Origin of the sequence: Paenibacillus oceani (genome assembly GCF_014705615.1) — a bacterium.
GTDB lineage: Bacteria > Bacillota > Bacilli > Paenibacillales > NBRC-103111 > Paenibacillus_AB > Paenibacillus_AB oceani.
In genome coordinates this window covers 162,953-177,485 of sequence record NZ_JACXJA010000003.1, presented here as the reverse complement: position 1 = coordinate 177,485, position 14,533 = coordinate 162,953, and the positions used below count along the sequence as shown (strand labels likewise).

The 14,533-nt window shown below is 60.6% G+C and carries 15 protein-coding genes; 1 reads left to right on the top strand and 14 read right to left on the bottom strand.

All coding sequences use genetic code 11. The annotated features are described in order from the left end of the window. Positions 1-140 precede the first annotated feature (140 nt). Positions 141-1,427 carry a glycosyltransferase family 2 protein gene (locus tag IDH45_RS02590; RefSeq protein ID WP_190924374.1) on the bottom strand — a complete coding sequence of 429 codons (1,287 nt, stop codon included), beginning with the start codon at positions 1,425-1,427 and terminating at the stop codon, positions 141-143. Between the two features lie 39 nt (positions 1,428-1,466). Then, entirely contained in the window at positions 1,467-2,399 is a 933-nt protein-coding gene (locus tag IDH45_RS02585; protein ID WP_190924372.1) for a GDP-L-fucose synthase family protein, read from the bottom strand. Between the two features lie 275 nt (positions 2,400-2,674). Between IDH45_RS02585 and IDH45_RS02580 the strand changes: the two genes are divergently transcribed. Next, complete coding sequence (locus IDH45_RS02580) at positions 2,675-3,196, top strand: DUF4214 domain-containing protein (protein ID WP_190924370.1); 522 nt, start codon at positions 2,675-2,677, stop codon at positions 3,194-3,196. A gap of 66 nt (positions 3,197-3,262) precedes the next feature. Here the strand turns inward: IDH45_RS02580 and IDH45_RS02575 are convergent, their stop codons facing one another. The 12 genes from IDH45_RS02575 to IDH45_RS02520 form a co-directional block, all read right to left on the bottom strand. After that, a complete protein-coding gene (locus IDH45_RS02575; RefSeq protein WP_190924368.1) occupies positions 3,263-3,523 on the bottom strand; it encodes a hypothetical protein in 261 nt (86 codons plus the stop codon). 11 nt (positions 3,524-3,534) lie between these two features. Further along, positions 3,535-4,899: a glycosyltransferase family 2 protein gene (locus IDH45_RS02570; protein ID WP_317891128.1), complete on the bottom strand. Its 1,365-nt coding sequence runs from the start codon at positions 4,897-4,899 to the stop codon at positions 3,535-3,537. Positions 4,900-4,954: 55 nt separating this feature from the next. Then, positions 4,955-5,938 (bottom strand): GT-D fold domain-containing protein, encoded by a 984-nt coding sequence (locus IDH45_RS02565; RefSeq protein ID WP_190924366.1) that lies wholly within the window; start codon positions 5,936-5,938, stop codon positions 4,955-4,957. A gap of 139 nt (positions 5,939-6,077) precedes the next feature. Beyond that, entirely contained in the window at positions 6,078-7,169 is a 1,092-nt protein-coding gene (locus tag IDH45_RS02560) for a CgeB family protein (RefSeq protein WP_317891127.1), read from the bottom strand. A 25-nt stretch (positions 7,170-7,194) separates the two neighbouring features. After that, positions 7,195-8,331 carry a CgeB family protein gene (locus tag IDH45_RS02555; protein ID WP_190924364.1) on the bottom strand — a complete coding sequence of 379 codons (1,137 nt, stop codon included), beginning with the start codon at positions 8,329-8,331 and terminating at the stop codon, positions 7,195-7,197. 3 nt (positions 8,332-8,334) lie between these two features. Then, positions 8,335-9,219, bottom strand: coding sequence for a dTDP-4-dehydrorhamnose reductase (gene rfbD / locus IDH45_RS02550; protein ID WP_190924362.1), 885 nt, complete (start codon positions 9,217-9,219; stop codon positions 8,335-8,337). A gap of 2 nt (positions 9,220-9,221) precedes the next feature. Continuing rightward, positions 9,222-10,259 (bottom strand): NAD-dependent epimerase/dehydratase family protein, encoded by a 1,038-nt coding sequence (locus tag IDH45_RS02545; protein WP_190924360.1) that lies wholly within the window; start codon positions 10,257-10,259, stop codon positions 9,222-9,224. Continuing rightward, on the bottom strand, positions 10,256-10,825 hold the full coding sequence (gene rfbC, locus IDH45_RS02540) for a dTDP-4-dehydrorhamnose 3,5-epimerase (protein WP_190924358.1): 570 nt from the start codon (positions 10,823-10,825) through the stop codon (positions 10,256-10,258). Before rfbC ends, IDH45_RS02545 begins: the two co-directional genes overlap by 4 nt. Positions 10,826-10,852: 27 nt before the next feature. Then, on the bottom strand, positions 10,853-11,584 hold the full coding sequence (locus IDH45_RS02535) for a sugar phosphate nucleotidyltransferase (protein ID WP_190924356.1): 732 nt from the start codon (positions 11,582-11,584) through the stop codon (positions 10,853-10,855). A 41-nt stretch (positions 11,585-11,625) separates the two neighbouring features. Next, positions 11,626-12,363 (bottom strand): glycosyltransferase family 2 protein, encoded by a 738-nt coding sequence (locus IDH45_RS02530; RefSeq protein WP_190924354.1) that lies wholly within the window; start codon positions 12,361-12,363, stop codon positions 11,626-11,628. Further along, positions 12,360-13,493 (bottom strand): glycosyltransferase, encoded by a 1,134-nt coding sequence (locus tag IDH45_RS02525; RefSeq protein ID WP_190924352.1) that lies wholly within the window; start codon positions 13,491-13,493, stop codon positions 12,360-12,362. Before IDH45_RS02525 ends, IDH45_RS02530 begins: the two co-directional genes overlap by 4 nt. A 4-nt stretch (positions 13,494-13,497) precedes the next feature. Next, positions 13,498-14,376, bottom strand: coding sequence for a glycosyltransferase family 2 protein (locus tag IDH45_RS02520; RefSeq protein WP_190924351.1), 879 nt, complete (start codon positions 14,374-14,376; stop codon positions 13,498-13,500). Positions 14,377-14,533 lie beyond the last annotated feature (157 nt).

Sequence of the window (14,533 nt, the reverse complement as noted above, 5' to 3'; positions counted from 1 at the left end):
TAGTATGCAAGACGACTATGCCGAACATGGACATATTGCGGATACAACGCAAAAATCGGCATTTGTCCTTCATCGGACGACGGCCCGCGGCGGAGCGGAAGCTACGATCCGGCGCAATCCGTCCAGCCCGGCAGGTCGCCTTACTTCCGCCTCGATTTTTTCTCGGATTTCCGGTGCTTCACCAGCCAGTGGCCGGCCGAGGCCGGGTCTTCCTTCAGCACGTCGTACAGCTCCATGCCGGCTTGCGTCAGCGGCACCGCTCCGTTCACCCGATAGCTGAGCCGGCGGCGGTCGTCGTTCATGTCCAGCTGAGCCGGGACGAACGACGTATTCGCCCGGATGTCGACCGAATACGAATCCGCTCTGCCCTCCAGCGGGATTTTCAGAGTGAATGCGCCTTCGCCCGTCTTCGTCTCCTGCAGGCGGCGGCCGTTCACCCGCACGGTCAGCTCGAGATCGCCCGCTTTTTTCGCTACCTTGGGGAGCAGGTGATCCCCTTCGATCAGCAGCCATTTCGCATCCGGCGAACCGTCGCTGTTGATTTCCAGCGTGTAGCCTGGAGGGGCCCAGCCGTCTTCGAACCGGTTGGAGGATACGATCCGGTGCCCTCCGCCGAACAAGCGGAACGAATGCAGCTTCTCCATCAGCCACCCCGGACCTTCCGGCAGATGATGCGCGATAAACTGGATGATCCAGTTGTTCGAGACCGTCCCGTAGTTTTTCAGGCTGGAGCGGATAATTTCCGGCAGGCCGACGGAGAAATACTGCTTCATGCTTTTGCAATCGTCGTGAAGCCGCGAATTGGCCAGCACCTCGTCGATATAACCGAACCGGTATTTGGCCGATATGCGCATCCACAGGTCGTAATCCATACAAAATTGCAAGCTTTCGTCGATCGGCCCCACATCATCCAGCACCTTCTTGCGAATGAAAACGGCGGGCTGGCACACGGTGCAGACGTCGAACAGACGGACCCGGTCGACGGACGGATCGACGGGATACGGCCTCAGCAACTGGTTGTTGCGGTCCGTATGATTCGCTTTGCCGTATACGAGACCGTACTCCGGGTGTTTTCTCAAGCTGTCCACGGCTCGGGGTATCGCCTTCGGCCAGTACGTATCGTCCGAGTTGAGCCAGCCGATGATTTCGCCTCGGGCCAGAGCCAGCCCTTTGTTAAGCGCATGCGACTGTCCGCGGTCCTTCTCGGATATATAGCGGAACCGGTCGCCGTACCGCCGGGCATATTTCTCCAAAATAGCCACCGTTTCATCCTTGGACCCGCCGTCCACCACGATGAGCTCCACGTTGGGATAGTCTTGGCTGACGATGCTCTCGATCGTTTCGCGGATGAACGGGCCCTGCTGGTAGGAAGGGGTAACGACGGAGACGAGCGGTTTAGGGGACGATTCGGTATCGTTGCGGGCCATCTTCGGAACCTCCCTGCATAACAAGATAGTAAACACAAGTTATCGCGTGCTCATATACCAGCGGATCGTCCGCTCCAGGCCGGTCCGCATATCCGTTCCGGCTACGAAGCCGAACTTCGCTTTGGCTGCCGTCACATCCAGCTTTCTTCTCGGCTGACCGTTCGGACGTCCCGTATCCCACACAATTTCACCGTAATAACCGACCGACTCCTTGATCGTTTCGGCCAGCTCGCGGATGGCGATTTCTTCGCCGGACCCCAGATTGACCGGCTCCGATTCGTCGTAGCTTTCCGCCGCGCGCACGATGCCTTCCGCCGCATCCTCCACATACAGAAACTCGCGGGTCGGCGATCCGTCCCCCCACAGCGTGATCGACGGCTCCCCTTTCTCCTTGGCCTCCGCGCATTTGCGGATCACGGCCGGAATGACGTGAGACGTCTCCAGATCGAAGTTGTCCCAGGGACCGTACAAATTAACGGGCAATAAATATATGGAATTAAAGCCGTACTGCTTGCGGTACGCTTGCGACTGGACCAGCATCATCTTTTTGGCGAGCCCGTACGGAGCGTTCGTTTCCTCGGGATAACCGTTCCACAGATCCTCTTCGCGAAACGGTACCGGCGCGAACTTCGGATAAGAACAGATCGTGCCGATCGCGACGAACTTCTGCACGCCCTTCAGACGCGACTGTTCCATCAGTTGGGCGCCCATCACGAGGTTGTCGTAAAAGAAAGAGCCGGGATTTTTCTCATTCGCCCCGATCCCTCCGACGACTGCGGCCAAATGCAAAATAACGTCCGGCCGGCAATCGTCCAGCATCCGCACAATATCCGCTTCTTTGCGAAGGTCGTACTGCTTGCTGCGCGGGACAAAAATTTGCGTACACCCTCCCCGCCTGAGCCGTTCCACCACATGCCTGCCCAAAAAACCGGCCCCCCCGGTCACGACGACCGTCTTGTCAGAAAGCTTCATGAATCTCTCCCTTTCTCCAGAAAATCGGCATATCGGCTTTGTTTACGATATGTAAACGGGAGCATGTGCGTATAGACAACTACATCGGGTCCGGCAAAATATGCGCGCCCGCAGCGGGTACGTATCCAAGCCGGAGACGACGACACTCCATAAATTAGCATTAAGGGTCTGTCCGAAGAAACCGTTTCAGCGGCTTGCACGGTGAAACGGCCGTTGTTCCCCGGTCCCGGCCCGCCGGACGGAATCGAAGAACCGCACAAAGGTGGGAAGTTACTATGCGCAGGCTGAGGATGATCGAAATCTTGAGGAAGGTGTACCAGAAGAACCATCACAAATTCGTGGCCGCTTGCTACCGGGAGCTGCTGAACCGGGCCCCCGACCCGGACGGTCTGGATAGTTACGTGCGCCAGCTGCATGCCGGAACGTCGAAACTAAACGTGCTCGCCTCGCTGATGAGAAGCGAAGAGGCGGAGCAGCTGTACCGCTCCGGCCCGTCATCCACATCCGGCAAAAGGCGCCCGTCGGCGGCCGATATTTTCCGCGATCTGTACACTCGCTCTCCCGATAAATACGTGCAGGGGCTGTATGAGGAACTGCTTGGCAGAAAAGCGGACAGCCCAGGCATGAAAAGCTTCGTAAAGCAGCTGCACGGCGGAGCCGCCCGGAGCGAAATCGCCGTTCATCTGCTCCGGTCGGGAGAAGGGATGGAGCTGATCCAATCAAAGGACGGTATTAAAATCGTCCAAAAAATTTTGTTCGACTTTGCAAGACGCGAGTATATGCCGAACGTGGAATGAACAGAGGGATCCCTAGCCGGCTGGCTTTCCGGCTCTGGATCCCTCTCGTAATCAGCGCTGCAGGCGTTAGGAAGCATAGGCGTGCTGATAGCCTTCCTCGAACGCTTGGGAGAAGCCTGCGTCGAACCCTTCGTCGTAACCGCGGTTATACCCCTCGTCGTAACTCAGCATCGTGCCCGCGGGCCCTCGCGTCCGTACCGGTCCCCGCCGGATCGACCGGCGCCGCTTGCCCCGCCGGAGCAGCCTGCTTCGGTTCCGGGAACGCGGACGCGCCGCCCGTTTGGTTTTCCGCTTGCTTCCCGGATGTTTTTTGCGTTGTACGGTCATAAGATCCCTCCTTACAGGTTGTCGGCCCGGATCACGGGCGGAGCGATAACGGGCAAGCCGGTAGCGAAGCGTAACGCCTCGGATTCGGACAAAGCCTGGACGGCGTACCGGTCCAGATTCCATACCTTCGTAACCCAACCGGTGATCAGACGGTGCAGCGCGCCGCTGCGGTGCTGGTGGAGAGCTCCGTCCGGCGTCTGTACGACGGCCCCTTCGTGAAGCGGATCGCCTTCCTTGCGGACAGCGGACTGCAGCTTCGCCAGCTTGGCCTGCCATTCCTGCAGCGATATAACTTCGCCCATCGGCCAGTTGCGCAGATCGATCTGCGACACCCTCGTGGCATCGGCCCCTTCGGAACGCTCGAGCGGACGGCGCAAGCCGTTCTCGATCCAGTATGCGGCCGGCCCGGCGCCCCTGACGGTCACATGGGACGGATAGAAGTCTTTCATGCCTAGCAGCTTGTCGCTCCAGTGACCGGACGTTTCGTTCAGCAGCGAATGCGTCTCGCCCCATTTGTCGGAGTAAAACGCGAGATTTCTCCCGTATACTTCATCGAACTGCTCGGGCGTCAACGTTTTGATCGTCGTGCTCCCCACATGATGGATGAACGTATCGCGGGCGATCACCAGGCCCAGTCCCATCAGACGGCAGCGGTACCCGTAATCGTCATCCTCGCAGTTGCCGATTTCGAACCCTTCGTCCAAGTAGCCGAGCCTCTGGAACACGTCTCTTCGCATCAATACGCAAAATCCCGTCAGCCTGCCAGTCGCCGTCCACATCGCCCGATCGGACCGGTTGATCGTGGCGGCAAACCGGTGCATCTCTTCAATCGAGCCGTAACTCGTCTCGATCAGTTGCTCTCCGCTAATGTAGTTGGTAACCGGGCCGACGAGTCCATACCGGCCGCTGCCGTGCAGACAGGCGAGCAGATTGAACAGCCACCCCCGGGTAACGATCGTATCGTTGTTCAGAAACATGATCGTCGAGCCGCGCGCCATCATCAGCCCTTGGTTGACCCCGCCGGCGAAGCCGAGATTGCGGTCGAATATTTTATAGCGGACCGTTCCGCGCTTCAACGACCGCAAGTAATCTGCGGTTCCGTCCGTCGAACCGTTGTCGATAATAATGATTTCATGCGGCTCGGGTGTATACGCTCCGATGCTCTCGATGCATTCGGCGACATATTTATGCTGATTGTAAGTCGGAATAACGATGCTCGTACCTTCGAAGCCGGCGGCGAACGCATCGCTGCCTTTTTGAAATCCGAGGCTGTAGCCGTGCGAATGTCCGCTGTTATAGCCCGTATTGTAGGCATTGTCGTAAACCGCGTTCAGGGCGGCCCGCTTCCGGGCATCCTTGCTTTGTTTGGCCCGCACCTTGAATTCCCTCCTTTCTGCCGGGTAGCCTCCGGGCAATGCGCCTAAGCGGTCTTCATTTGAAAGGCGCCTCACCCTTCAGCATCGAGTTGGCCAAATGGCCGAAATCGATCGCCACTTTGCCGAGCTCGGACGCGATCCGCTGCGAGATCAGCACCGCCGCTACGCCCGCCGCCACGAAGGCGATGTCGAAGCTGTGAGCTGCGATTTCTTGCATGACGCGCGGCACGTCCTTGACTCCGTCGACCGGGGAGACCCATGCCGCCACGTTCACGCCGCAGCCCCGCAAATAATTGGACAGCGGCTCCGCCAGCGTTCCGACGACGAGCACCCGCCTGCCGCTCGTAATTCTCGACAAATACCCGGCCTGATACAAGTAATAATTGATCAGCGAATCGGTCAGCGTCAGCGAATCGAGCTCGATGCCGTGCGCCCTGAATACAGCCATGGCCAGCGGCTGGTAGTTGCGCACCCTCAGCTTGGGAATGCCTACGACCGTCGCTTGGCGGACCGCATCCCGGAGACGGTCGCGCGCCTCCAGGTCGGGAACGTTCACGCCCGCATAGCCGAGAAACGATCCCTGCTCCTGAACCTGCTGCACGCTAAGCACCGTTTCCTGCGCGAGCGTCAGCAGCTCTCCGTCCCCCAGTCTCACGAGAGAGAACGGAGTCCGCGTCTCCAGCGCGTGCAGCACCCTGCCGCCCAGTTCGTCCGGCGTCAGCAGATGGCGGAATCGCGAACGCAGGCTCTCGACTCCCGCCACCACAATCTGTTCGGCGGTAAAATCCGCGAGCACCTCGTAATCCGGAATGAACGAGTCGATCAGACTTTCGACGCCTTCCTTCCATTCGTTCCGCGATTCTCCGTCGTACCGGCCTTGCCGGTACCCGTCTTCATGGCCTTTATCGTATCCGCCGTTGTAGCCTGAATTGTAGCCTTCATTATAGGAGACAGAACCGGCCGCTCCGCCTGTCGCGATCTGCAGCCGGGCGGACGGCTTCCGCAGCCGCTTGCGCCTCAGCCGCCATTTCCGTCTCATCAGCGTCTTGCTTCTCCGCAAAACGGGTCGTGGCAATACGGTCACCACCTTCTGTAAAGGGATATGCTGGCGATTCCCCATATCGTATTCGTCCCCCGGCCATCCGTGCCGGGGACAATCATCCAATTTGCCGCCGGGATCAGGCGAAGACGGCGTCCAGCAGCTGCCGGACACGCCGCGGATACGTATGCTCGCGCATCGTACGGGAGAAGCCGCGCAGCGCGATCTCTCTCCGCTCCTCGTCCCGGCTCAAGTAATACTCCGCCTTCTCGATCAGCTCCTCCGGAGAGGAGTAGACGGCAACCTCGACGTCCGGCACGAAAGCGGCGGCGGTCTGCTCCCGCGTATCGGTCAGCTGGAACGCCGCGCAGGCGCCGATCTCGAAGCTTCTCGGGTTGACGGAGCGTGCGGCGATGCCCAGCGAATTTTGTTTCGTTTCGTCATCGATGGCACGATGCAAGTTGATGACGATTTTGGCCGAGTTGTAATACAGGGCGGTTTCCTCCGGAGAGATCCATGTACCGAGCCGGATCTGGTCCGCGAGCATCGCGTAATTCGTCATCCGGTCCCACCAATATCCCGCGATAAATACCGATTTGCCGCGCAAATACGGAGCGATCCGGTCGAATAGGGCGGCACGGCCTTGGAAGGCGCTGCCGATAAAGCAGATGTCCGACGCATATTTCGGATTGGCGCGCCTCGGGGCGTAATAAGCCGTATTCGCCCCGAACGGCAGATGGTGCACCCGGGAACAGCCGCGCTCCCGGTAAAATGCGACGCAAGCTTCTTCCAGCGTAAACACATAGTCGTAGTGGACGGCGATGCCGCCGGTCACGTTCGAATAATACGGATCGTCGGTAAACCAGACGGCCGTGCGGATTCCCATGGCGCGAATCGCGTCTACCTGGCCGACGCCTAGGCATTCGACCGAGTTCAAGGCAAGCACGAGATCCGGCCGGACGGCAGCCGCCAGACCGGCCACATCGTCCCCCGGAACGGCGACATGCACGTCGCGGACAAGACGGCGCAAGGCCGCGATAATCCCTTGATCCAGCGGGTCGTACGACCAGAGCCCGGATTGGACGTAGAGGACGCTAACCTCCATCGCGGGAGGCTCATACCCTGTCTGGCGGACGATCGAAGCGCATCTGCCTAGACGGAATCCTTCGCTCCAGCCGGCCCGGTATCCGGCTTCCCAGCCGGGAGCGGCGGCGGTTTTCCTTCCGGTCACGCTTGTTCCCCCCCTCTGATCCAGACTAGCCGGACACGATCTCCAGCAGCCGCTGGAGCCGGTTGTGGTACGTATGTTCCGTCACGGTGCGGTACAATCCCCTTTGTATCATTTCCCGCCTTTCTTCCTCGTGGTTCAAATAATATTCGATTTTGTCCACCAGCTCTGCCGGCGTGGCGAACGTGGCGATGTCGCGTCCGGGCGTATATAAGGCCGGAAGCTCCAGCCTTTCGTCAACCAGCTGCAGCGAGGCGCAAGCGGATATTTCGAACAGCCGCGGGTTTACGGAATGGGCGGGAATATTCCGGCTGTTCGCGTTGTGGGACGCATCGTCCGCCGACCGGTGGAGATTGATGACGATTTTCGCTCCGCTGTAATGTTTCGCCGTCTCTTCCGGCGACAGCCAGACGCCGTGAATTTTATCCTCCAGCAAGCGGTAGTTGCGCATCCGGTCCCACCACCAGCCGATTATCCTCAGTCGCTTGCCGGCCAAATATTCGGCGATTTCGTCGAAGAAAGCGGCCCGGTTCCAGAACGCGCTGCCTACAAAGCAGATGTCGCTGCGGTACGCCAGATCCGGCCGCGTATGGCGGATGAAGCGGGGATTGACGCCGAAGGGCAAGTAATACACGCGCGGACAGCCGAGCGACTGATAAAACGGCACGCAGCTGGCTTCCAGAGTAAACACGTAATCGTAATGAGGCGCGATCGCGGCCGTCTTGTCGGAATGGTAAGGATCGTCGGGCAGCCAGACGGCGGTCCGAAGCCCCCTCGCCCGCATCGCATCGATCTGTCCGGTCGGGAACGAGCGGCCGATCGCATCCAGCACGAGCACGAGGTCGGGCTTCGCCTCCTCGGCCAGCGGCACGACGTCCTGCTCGGGCGATACGACGACAACCTCGCGGACGGACGCCCGCAGAGCATCTTCGATTCCCTGGTCGAGCGCCGCATAAGGAGCCCCGTCCGCCTTCACGTACAGCACCTTGACGTTCCGCCGGACCGCTTCAGCCGAAGCGGCCCGGGCATAAATCGATTCGCACAGCCCCAAGTGGCGGCCTTCCGCCCAGCCGTCCCGGTAGCCGTTCTCCCAACCGGCGTCGCCCTCGTCCGGAGGCGGAACCGGCGTCCGCCCGTATGCGCTAGGTCTCTTTATGCGGCGCATGCCTCATCCTCCTCCTGTAGTCGCAAGTCCGTCTTTTCTTGCGAAATAGCGACGGAGCGCCTCCGTCCAATGCGGCATCGTCCGGAACGCGCGCAGCTTGGAGTTGTCGAGCACGCTGTACGCCGGCCGGCTCGCCTTGGTCTTGTAGCCGGAGCTCGGCACCGGCTGCAAATCCGCCGTCACGCCCCGCTGCCGGAACACTTCGGCGGCGAAATCGTGCCAGCTGCACTCGCCTTCCCCGGAGCAGTGATAGATGCCGTAGTCGGATACGTCCGCGACGAACGTCCGGATCGTTTCCGCGATATCCAGCGTATGCGTCGGCGACATGATCTGATCGTCCACGACCCGGATCGGCGATCCTCCGCCGGCAAGCCGGAGCATCGTCTCGACGAAGTTGCCGCCCTTGCCGCTCGCTCCGGCCGTACCGAACAGCGAAGATACGCGGAAGATGAAGTAACGGTCGTGATACGCCGCGATGAAGTGCTCGCCGGCCGCCTTGGAGACGCCGTATACGTTCAGCGGGGAAGTCCGGTCCGTCTCCCGGTAAGGCGTCCGGCTCCGTCCATCGAACACGTAATCGGTCGTGAAATGAATCAGCACAGCCCCCGTTTCGCCGCACAGCCGGGCCATCTCCCGCGGAGCGAGCGCGTTTACGGCGAACGCTTTCTCCGCATAATCTTCACACTCGTCGGTTTTGTGATAGGAGGTGCAATTAATCAGCGCGTCGAACGGCCCGAGCTCCCGCAGGAAGGGACCGATCCGGTCGGTCCGCTCCACGTCGAGATCCCGGCGGTACAGCGGCACCAGCTCGACCGGTGCGTCCGTCAGTACGCTCCGGATGTCGGAGCCGAGCTGCCCGTTCGCTCCGAGCAGGAGGATTCGCTTCATCCTCATTCCCCTCCCCGGATATCGACCATACCGCCGTACATTTCCGTCTGCCGGATGATTTTCTGCCATTTCGCCAGTTCCTGATACCAGTTCAGCGTGATCGTCTGTTCGAAATCGGTCACCCGGCCGTCTTCCAGCTCCCGGTAGATTTCCAGCGCGCCTTCCGCAGCGGTCCATCCCGCCTTCCAGCCCAGCGCCCGCTCGATCTTCTCGAAGCTGACGCGGTATGAGCGGTGATCCGGCTCGCCGTACCATTCGATGGCGACCTCCTTCGGCAGGGCGCGGGCGATCGTCTCGCCGAGAGGGCCGAGCTGATAGTTGTTCGCATCCGAGCCGACATTGAACACTTGCCCGTTCACCGCTTCCGGGTCCGCCTCCAGCAGCAGGGCCATCACGTCGGTCGTATCCTGCACATGGACGAACGGCCGCCACTGCGTCCCGTCCTTCATCAGCGGGATGACTCCGCGCCGCCAGGCTCCGAGCGTCATGCCGTTAATCGCAAGGTCGAACCGCATCCGTGGCGAGAAGCCGTACACGGTCGCCTGTCTCATCACGACGACGGTGAAGCTCCCGTCGGCCAGAGGCAGGACGCTGTGCTCCGCCCGTTCGTTCGCCTTGGCATAGGTCGACAACGGATTGGTCGGACTCGTCTCGTCGACGATGACGTCCGCTTCCTGGAATCCGTACAGACTGCACGAAGAGGGCAGGATATACGTCCGCACGCCGAGCTGCTTGGCCATGAGGGCCGTTCTGGCCCGAGATATATGGTTGATCTGATAAGTGGCTTCGCGGTACAGCTCCCCGCTCGGATCGTTGGACAAGGCGACCAGATCGATCACCGCGTCAACGTCGGCGAAGTGCTCCTCGCGGATGCGCCGGCTGTCTTCCTGCAGTACGACCAGATTCGGGTGGGGCTCCAGCTTGTCGGCTCCGAAAAAGTAACGGTCCAGCGCCTTCACCCTGTAGCCTTTGCCGAGCAGCTTCGGCACGAGGACGGAGCCGATGTAGCCGCCTGCCCCCGTGACAAGTACCGTTCTCATGAATGTCCCTCCCCGTCGTATAGAAAGTCGATTTCCGCATCACGCAGACGCGGCTGCGCTTCGTCCTTGGCCGACAATACCGGCACGGTGACCGGCCAGTCGATGCCGAGGTCCGGATCGTTCCAGACGATGCCCCGGTCGTGCTCCGGCGAATAATATTCGTCCACCTTGTACAGCAGCCGAGTGTCCGGCGCGAGCGTGCAGATGCCGTGGGCAAATCCTTTCGGCACGAGAACCTGCCGCTTGTTGTGCTCGCTTAGAACTACGCCGACCCATTGTCCGAACGTCGGCGAGCCCTTGCGGATATCGACGACGACATCGTAGACGGCTCCCGCAAGGACGCGCACCAGCTTCGTCTGTGCCTTCGCGGACAACTGGTAGTGCAAACCGCGGATCACTCCGGCCTGGGCGGATAAAGACTCGTTATCCTGGACGAAATCGTACGTCAAGCCGAGCCGCTCCAGCTTGCTGCGGGTGTAGCTTTCCATGAAATAGCCGCGATGGTCACCGTGTACGACCGGTTCCAGCAAAAAGACGCCGGGCAGCTTCGTTTCGAGCCTAACCATGCTTTCCTCCCCTTTCCCTATCGGTTCTTATCCCGGTTCCGCATCCGGGAAGGACAGCCGTTCACCGGCTTCCCGGAGCGATTCGAACGTACCCGCATCGGTCCACCAGCCGGTTAACACGCCATAGGTCAGCGCGCCCTCCGCCGCGTACCGGTTGTTCACATCGGTAATCTCCAGCTCTCCGCGCAGAGACGGACGGATGCCACGAATCGCCCCGAATACCGCCGAGTCGTACAAATAGACTCCGGTCACGCAGTAGTCCGATTGCGGGTCGGACGGCTTCTCCTCGATCCGGGCAATGGTGTCGTTCGCCAAAACAGGCACCCCGTACCGGTTCAATTCGTCCGTTTCCTTAAGCAGCACCATGGCCGTCCCCGGCTCCTGCTTCGCAAACCGGTCCGCAAACGGCCGCAGATCGTCCTCGAACAGGTTGTCACCCAGCAGAACGACCATCTTCTCGCCTTCGGAGATGAACCCTTCGGCCAAGGCGAGTCCTTGGGCGATTCCCCCGGCCTCCTCCTGGACCCGGTAGGTCAGCCGCACGCCCCACCGCTTGCCGCCGCCCAGATAGTCGAGAAACAGTCCGGCGGACTGCTTGCCGATGACGACCAGAATATCCCCGATCCCGGCCGAGGCCAGCTTGCGGACCGCATGCTCGATCATCGGAACTTTTCCCGCCGGCAGCAAATGTTTGTTCACGATTTTCGTCAGAGGGGCGAGACGCGTCCCTGTGCCCCCGGCCAAAATAACGCCCTTCACCGGCCTTCCCCCTTTCCCAGCCTGCCGCAGCCGGCTGCCGCTTATATGAACTGCTTGGGATCGACTCCCCATTTCTCGATAAATTTGCGGTAATTCGTCTCGACCAGCCGGTCCATCCGCTCCTGACCCTGCTTGCGGAAGCTGGCGCTGCCGTGATGGTGAACGACCGTGTCGCCGGCCATCAGGAGACGGTACCCTTCCAGTCTGGTCCGGTAGCAGTAATCGTCATCCTCGTAATGGCCGGGCGAAAACCGTTCGTCGAGCAGTCCGATCCGGTCCATCAAGTCCCGCCGGAACAAGAAGCAGAGGCCGACCAGCCGCGTCACTTCCTCCCACTTCCGCCCGTCCGACCGGTTCATCGTCTCGGCCATCCGGTGGAATTCGTCCAGCGAATCGTAGTACAGCTCCATCTGCTGTCTGCCGCTCGCGTAGTTGGTGCGGGGGCCTACGATTCCCGCCTTCCGGTCGCTGTACAAACATTTAAGCAGGTTGGATAGCCAGTTATGCGTGACGACGACGTCGTTGTTCAGCAGCAGCAGCTCGGTTCCGCTTGCCGCGAGCAGCCCCGTGTTGCAGGCTTCCGGAAAACCGCGGTTCGCCGGCAGAGAGACGAGCGTAACCGGCTTTTGCAAGCAATACTCGAGCGTCCCGTCCGTCGAGCCATTGTCCACGACGACGATCTCATATGGAGCGTCCGAGTAAGTCTCGATCGCCGCTATACATTCGCGCAGCAGCCCGAGCTCGTTGTACGTCGGGATGACGATGCTGGTCATAGTCATGACGAGACCCTCCCGAGCACGCTGCGGTTGCGGATATCGTCCACGGAAGACAGCCTCGGTCCTTCCGCCCGAAGCAAGTACGAGAACGCCTCCAGATGATCGCCGACGATCAGATGGGCTACCGGATTGTCGTGGCCGGAGTTTTTCGCGCGTATCCGGTTTTTCGAGATCACGTCCACGCTCATCGCGCAGCCGACTTTAAGGCCGCTGCGGACCGCGATCGACTGCGCTTTCGGAGGCACCATCAGATTGGAACAGCCGATCGTCTCCAGCGCTCGCCGGGACAGCGCGTGAGGTACCGCCGTCATCGAGTTCGCTTCCAGGTCGGCCCGCCCGAGCGACCGGTTCAGCATCTCCTTCACAACCGACACCGGGTCCCGGTTCGCGAATACGTCGATATAAGGGGAGATGTCGTTCAGCGCGACATCGGTTCCTTGATCCACCGCATCGACAAACGGCACCAGATGCTCCGCAAATACCGGGAAATCGCCGTCCAGAAACAGCAGGATATCCGAACGCGTCAGCTTCGCCCCGACCGCCCGGCCGACGTCGTGTCCGAGCGGTCGCACGAAGTGGACGACGATGCCGCCGCTCAAGTTGCGCGCGCTCCAAAAGGTCCGGTCGGTCGAGCCGTTAACGACGATAACGATCTCGCTTAGCGGCAGTCTGCCGAGCTGATCCAGCACGGCAGGCAGCGCTTTTTCCTCATTCATCGCCGTGACGACGGCACCGATCGTCTTCCGCGTAGGCACCAGCACCGGATTGTTCAGCCGGATTCCCTTTCCGCTTTCGAACCCCTGGACGAAATGGCGGGCGATGTCATGGTAGGCGGTCCAGGAGGCAGTCCGGATCGGAAACGACTCTCTCCAGTCGTTCCAGCAGTCGTTCAGCGCCTGCGCCCGGCCCGCTGCGTCTACATCGATCAAGGGAGCAGCTTGCTTCCCGGCCTCGAAAGCTCTGCCGGCAAGCTGCACCGTCGCCGCCGAGCGAACCTGTCCCTCCGAGCCGCCCTGCTGCCGGAGACCCCTTCTTCTTCCTCCGCTCCGCCTTCCTGCCTTGTGTATTTTTCGCTTAAGCCGGCCGCGCGTACGGCCGGTTATTCGGAATTGACGTTTGCGCAATCGACCCATGCCTTCACCTCACGATTTCCCTGACCCGCATCAGGTCCGGCAAATTGCCCCGTTCATTCGTCGACCGGATATACCAGTCCATCGCTTCGAGGTGGTCTCCGATTATCAATTGCTCGAGCGGGTCGCTCCCCGTTTTCTGCCGCCTTCTGCGGATCGGGTTCGGTCTGCCCACATCGATATAATGGACGGCTCGGACATCCAGCCCTCGGCATATTCCGACCGCCTGGGCTTTAGGCGGAACCGCAAGCTCCTCGAAGCCGATCGTCTCGAGCGCCCTCCGGCTTAAGGCGTGCGGAATCGTCGTCATCGACGCGCCTCTCAGATCCGGCCGCGATAAAGCGATATTCATCGCGTGCTTGGCAAGCACGACCCCATGCACGTTCCGTTTGCCCGTCGGCCCCATATAGCTGTTCAGCGCAATGTCGACCCCGTTCTCCACCGCCTTGATCAGCGGCATCAGATCTTTAGCGGGAATGACGATATCCCCGTCGGTAAACAGCACGATCTTCCCCTTCGCTTCTTTGGCCCCGATGCTTCTGCCCACGTCGTGGCCAAGCGCTTCCGGATACGTAATGACGCGCGCCCCGAGCGATTCCGCCAATTGCCGTGTTCCGTCCGTCGTGCCGTTGGCTACGACGATGACTTCCGTATTCCGGTGGACGCGGAACGCCTGGCGGATAACGCGTTCGATCGTCCGGCGTTCATTCACGACCGGGATGACGACCGATATGGCGGGACCGCCGGAGTAGTCCGGCTGCCCGGCCCGGGCGGGAACTCCCGGTCTGACCGTCCTGCGGCGGGAATGGAGACGGCCGGCGGCCGCTCTCTTCCGTTGTAAGCGGGTGCTTGTTCTCCTTCTGTTGCCGGCTCGCGGCTTCAACATCATTCACCTCCGATTTCATGAGGAACCTGTGCAACTATCGTCTACATCCGCCTGTGCGAATCGCTTCCGCGCGGCTTGCCCGGCATCGCGCCGCGGTGCCGCTATGGTTGCTTTTCTTACGAGTCATTCTATGAAAATCCGCATTAGACGAAAGGGC

Bases quoted from the DNA above. Each gene is read 5' to 3' on its own strand.
- IDH45_RS02590 (WP_190924374.1), bottom strand. From the start codon at position 1,427: ATGGCCCGCAACGATACCGAATCGTCCCCTAAACCGCTCGTCTCCGTC.
- IDH45_RS02585 (WP_190924372.1), bottom strand. From the start codon at position 2,399: ATGAAGCTTTCTGACAAGACGGTCGTCGTGACCGGGGGGGCCGGTTTT.
- IDH45_RS02580 (WP_190924370.1), top strand. From the start codon at position 2,675: ATGCGCAGGCTGAGGATGATCGAAATCTTGAGGAAGGTGTACCAGAAG.
- IDH45_RS02575 (WP_190924368.1), bottom strand. From the start codon at position 3,523: ATGACCGTACAACGCAAAAAACATCCGGGAAGCAAGCGGAAAACCAAA.
- IDH45_RS02565 (WP_190924366.1), bottom strand. From the start codon at position 5,938: ATGAGACGGAAATGGCGGCTGAGGCGCAAGCGGCTGCGGAAGCCGTCC.
- IDH45_RS02555 (WP_190924364.1), bottom strand. From the start codon at position 8,331: ATGCGCCGCATAAAGAGACCTAGCGCATACGGGCGGACGCCGGTTCCG.
- rfbD (WP_190924362.1), bottom strand. From the start codon at position 9,219: ATGAAGCGAATCCTCCTGCTCGGAGCGAACGGGCAGCTCGGCTCCGAC.
- IDH45_RS02545 (WP_190924360.1), bottom strand. From the start codon at position 10,259: ATGAGAACGGTACTTGTCACGGGGGCAGGCGGCTACATCGGCTCCGTC.
- rfbC (WP_190924358.1), bottom strand. From the start codon at position 10,825: ATGGTTAGGCTCGAAACGAAGCTGCCCGGCGTCTTTTTGCTGGAACCG.
- IDH45_RS02530 (WP_190924354.1), bottom strand. From the start codon at position 12,363: ATGACTATGACCAGCATCGTCATCCCGACGTACAACGAGCTCGGGCTG.
- IDH45_RS02525 (WP_190924352.1), bottom strand. From the start codon at position 13,493: ATGGGTCGATTGCGCAAACGTCAATTCCGAATAACCGGCCGTACGCGC.
- IDH45_RS02520 (WP_190924351.1), bottom strand. From the start codon at position 14,376: ATGTTGAAGCCGCGAGCCGGCAACAGAAGGAGAACAAGCACCCGCTTA.